Source organism: Xanthomonas prunicola (assembly GCF_002846205.1).
In the GTDB taxonomy this organism is placed as follows: domain Bacteria; phylum Pseudomonadota; class Gammaproteobacteria; order Xanthomonadales; family Xanthomonadaceae; genus Xanthomonas; species Xanthomonas prunicola.
Genome location: NZ_PHKV01000069.1, coordinates 1 through 802, shown reverse-complemented (window position 1 = coordinate 802; position 802 = coordinate 1). Strand labels below are relative to the sequence as shown.

Here is an 802-nt window from a genome sequence, read left to right as displayed (position 1 = left end):
CCGACCGCCTTGTCCTTGCTGGCGTAGGTGTTGGTGTCCTGCAGGCTCTCGATATTGAGGTCGCCGCCGATGTCGGCCAGCACCGTGTCTGCGGAGAGCACCGCGCCCTTCAGTGTGGTGTCGCGGTGATTGGGTGATTAGGATTTCAGGGAGCGGAGAAATCTCATCCAAAGCTAATTTTATGCATTTATGTCACGGCGCTCTAAAAAGTAAACGTCGTTAATGTCACACTCTGGATATATCCACCGATCCCAGTTTGATATAACCCAGTCCTTGGAAATGCCTCCATTTGTGGTTAGGCTTTCCTTAGGGAGATTAACGAGTTTTAATCCGGCCTTGTAGCCAGATGCGACAATTAAACCGTAGATCCGATCATCCTCTCCAGTTTCATAAAACATAAATTCGACAAAATTTTCATATGGGTAGGATCCATTTACCCTGATAAATCCGCCTCGATATATAGTGTCCCCCTGGTAATCTAATAATTTAATCCACTTCATAGTCATTTAACCTTAAGGTTGTGAGATTTATCTGGAGCCGCCGATTTTGTAGAAGAGAAAGAAAAATCCACTTCCCCAAGGTGTCGATCAGTCTCTGCGTCAACTACTTCAAATCGACCATGCTGGCTATCTACGGCAAAAAGCGAACCATCTTTTGAGCTATATACGTCTCTACCATTTATTCGTGTTAGCTTATTGTATTTAACAAGTCCATTATCTGCTGCAACCGCAGAAGCCATTGTTTTAACTTGTGCAACTCGTTCACCTGGAGTGATACGCCCAGTGTTTCCTAGACATCTCAA

General features: G+C 44.9%; 3 protein-coding genes. All 3 read right to left on the bottom strand.

The annotated features are described in order from the left end of the window. A partial coding sequence (locus tag XpruCFBP8353_RS24705) for a hemagglutinin repeat-containing protein (protein ID WP_157935137.1) occupies positions 1-113 on the bottom strand: 113 nt, incomplete at its 3' end. A 66-nt stretch (positions 114-179) separates the two neighbouring features. Beyond that, complete coding sequence (imm45, locus tag XpruCFBP8353_RS23070; RefSeq protein ID WP_207759711.1) at positions 180-500, bottom strand: Imm45 family immunity protein; 321 nt, start codon at positions 498-500, stop codon at positions 180-182. A gap of 2 nt (positions 501-502) precedes the next feature. Further along, positions 503-802: hypothetical protein (locus XpruCFBP8353_RS23665; protein WP_211287871.1), on the bottom strand; the 300-nt coding region annotated here is incomplete at its 5' end.

Coding starts and splice junctions, on each gene's coding strand:
- imm45 (WP_207759711.1), bottom strand. CDS start 500: ATGAAGTGGATTAAATTATTAGATTACCAGGGGGACACTATATATCGA.